The sequence below is a fragment of the Pseudomonas sp. NMI542_15 genome (assembly GCF_021283425.1).
GTDB classification, from domain to species: Bacteria; Pseudomonadota; Gammaproteobacteria; order Pseudomonadales; family Pseudomonadaceae; genus Aquipseudomonas; species Aquipseudomonas fortuita.
The window spans coordinates 1-3,014 of record NZ_JAJSRO010000054.1 but is presented as its reverse complement, the minus strand read 5'-3'; the positions used below and the strand labels follow the sequence as shown (position 1 = coordinate 3,014).

General features: G+C 60.1%; 1 protein-coding gene. It reads right to left on the bottom strand.

What is annotated here, in order from left to right; all coding sequences use genetic code 11:
- The coding region (locus tag LU684_RS30335) for an immunoglobulin-like domain-containing protein (protein WP_332880194.1) at positions 1–3,014 on the bottom strand (3,014 nt) is incomplete at both ends.

Genomic DNA, 3,014 nt, shown 5'->3' with positions numbered 1-3,014 from the left:
GTCACGTTGACAGTGGCCGGGTCGCCGATCTGCAGGTTTTCCAGCGGCGCACCGGTGACGGTGGCCTTGTCGATGCTAACGGTGATGGTGCCTTTATCAACAAAGACGTCATCGCCTTGGGCCGGCGCCGAAATGGTTTTGGTGGTTTCACCAGCGGCGAACACCACGGTTTCACCGGTGCTCAGCAGCACGGTCAGCGGTTTATCGATGGCCTGGTTCAGGGTGAGCTTGAAGGTCGGCGCAGTCGCTTCGTTCACCGTGTCGGTGACCGGCGTAATGCTGACCTTCACCAGGTCACCCTGCCCGGAAGGCTCATCCGTAACGCTGGTGCTGACCTCGGTCTTATCCAGGGTCAGGTTCTCGAACTTCCACGCGTCCGCGCCGCTGACCGCGTCGATGGCGTTGACCACCGGCTCGTTAGCACCGACATAGACGTTATCCGGCGCGGTCGCAGTGGCCGAACCGGTGGTGCTGTTGGCGGGCACGATGACAGTGGTGCCATCGGTCAGCTTGAAATACAGCTCCGAGTGGTTATTGATCGGCAGACCGTCTTTGTTGGTCAGCGTGATGGTGTAGGTGATCTCGCCGCCTTCGGTGACCGACTGGCTTGCGGTCAACTTGGCCACAACCTCGTCGATGGTGTCGGTCACTTTGACCGAAGCATCACCACCCAACTGCAGGTTCTCGAAAGCAGCACCGGTAGCGTCTACCGCCGACTTGATGCCCAGGGTGATTTCGCCAGCATCCTGGTAAACGTCGTCACCCTGCGCGTCGTGAGCATACGGCTCGCTCGAGGTCTGACCGGCCTTGATGGTTACAACTGCGTTGTTGCTCAGGGTCACGACCAAGTCGTGGGCCAGGGCGGTGTTGATGTGCACGGTGAAGGTCGGTTTGACGTTCTCGGCCACCGAAGTTTGGTCGGCCGTGATGGTGACCTTGACGATATCGCCTTCGTTGCCTGGGGTGCCTGGCTCGTCGGTAACCTGGGTGCTGACCGGGGTCTTGTCCAGGTTCAGATTTTCAAACTTCCACGCGTCCGCGCCGCTGACCGCGTCGATGGCGTTGACCACCGGCTCATTAGCACCGACATAGACGTTATCCGGCGCGTTCGCAGTGGCCGAACCGGTGGTGCTGTTGGCGGGCACGATGACAGTGGTGCCATCGGTCAGCTTGAAGTACAGCTCCGAGTGGTTATTGATCGGCAGACCGTCTTTGTTGGTCAGCGTGATGGTGTAGGTGATCTCGCCGCCTTCGGTGACCGACTGGCTTGCGGTCAACTTGGCCACAACCTCGTCGATGGTGTCGGTCACTTTGACCGAAGCATCGCCGCCCAACTGCAGGTTCTCGAAGGCAGCACCGGTAGCGTCTACCGCCGACTTGATGCCCAGGGTGATTTCGCCAGCATCCTGGTAAACGTCATCGCCCTGCGCCGCGTGCTCGTACGGTGCACTGGTTTCGCCTGCCTTGATGGTCACCGTGGCATTGTTGCTCAGGGTCACGACCAGGTCGTGGGCCAGGGCGGTGTTGATGTGCACGGTGAAGGTCGGTTTAACGTTCTCGGCCACCGATGCCTGGTCAGCGGTGATGGTGACTTTGACGATGTCACCTTCGTTGCCAGGGGTGCCTGGCTCGTCAGTAACCTGGGTGCTGACCGGAGTCTTGTCCAGATTCAGGTTTTCAAACTTCCACACGTCCGCGCCGCTGACCGCGTCGATGGCGTTGACCACCGGCTCGTTAGCACCGACATAGACGTTATCCGGCGCGGTCGCAGTGGCCGAACCGGTGGTGCTGTTGGCGGGCACGATGACAGTGGTGCCATCGGTCAGCTTGAAATACAGCTCCGAGTGGTTATTGATCGGCAGACCGTCTTTGTTGGTCAGCGTGATGGTGTAGGTGATCTCGCCACCTTCGGTCACCGACTGGCTTGCGGTCAACTTGGCCACAACCTCGTCGATGGTGTCGGTCACTTTGACCGAAGCATCGCCGCCCAACTCCAGGTTTTCGAAGGTACGACCATCAACGTCCACAGCCGACTTGATGCCCAAGCTGATTTCGCCGCCGTCCAGATAGACGTCGTCGCCCTGCGCCGCGTGCTCGTAAAGCGCGCTGGTTTCGCCGGCCTTGATGGTGACTGTGGCGTTGTTGCTCAAGGTGACGACCAGGTCGTGTGCCAGAGCGGTATTGATGTGCACGGTGAAGGTCGGTTTGACGTTCTCGGCCACCGAAGTCTGGTCGGCAGTGATGGTGACCTTGACCAGATCGCCTTCGTTATTGCCGCCTGGGTTACCGGGGGTACCTGGCTCGTCAGTGACGGTGGTGCTGACCGGGGTCTTGTCCAGTGTCAACTGTTCGAATTTTCCGACGTCAGCGCCAGCAACGGTAGCGATCGACTGCACCACCGGGGTATTGCTGCCGACATAGACGTTGTCCGGAGCAGTGACGGTAATCGAGCCGCTGGTGCCATTGGCCGGCACGGTAATGACGGTTTTGCCGTCGCTCAGCGTGAAGTTCAGGGCGCCGTGGTTGTTGATCGGCAGGCCGTCTTTGTTGGTCAGCGTGATGGTGTAGGTGATCTCGCCGCCTTCGGTGACCGAAGGCGTCGCGGTCAGCTTGGCCACGACTTCGTCGGTGGTGTCTGTCACTTGGACGGTAGCCGCACCGCCCAGCTCCAGGTTCTCGAAGGTAGCACCGGTGGCGTCTACCGCCGACTTGATACCCAGGCTGATTTCGCCCGAATCATTGTAGACGTCATCCCCCTGCGCATCGTGGGTGTATGGCGCGCTGATTTCGCCCGCCTTGATGGTCACGGTCGCGTTGTTGCTCAGGGTCACAACCAGGTCGTGATCCAGCGGCTGGTTGATGTGCACAGTGAACGTCGGTTTGACGTTTTCCGCCACCGAAGTCTGGTCGGCGGTGATGGTGACCTTGACCAGGTCGCCTTCGTTGCCTGGGGTGCCTGGTTCGTCGGTAACCTGGGTGCTGACCGGGGTCTTGTCCAGATTCAGGTTTTCGAA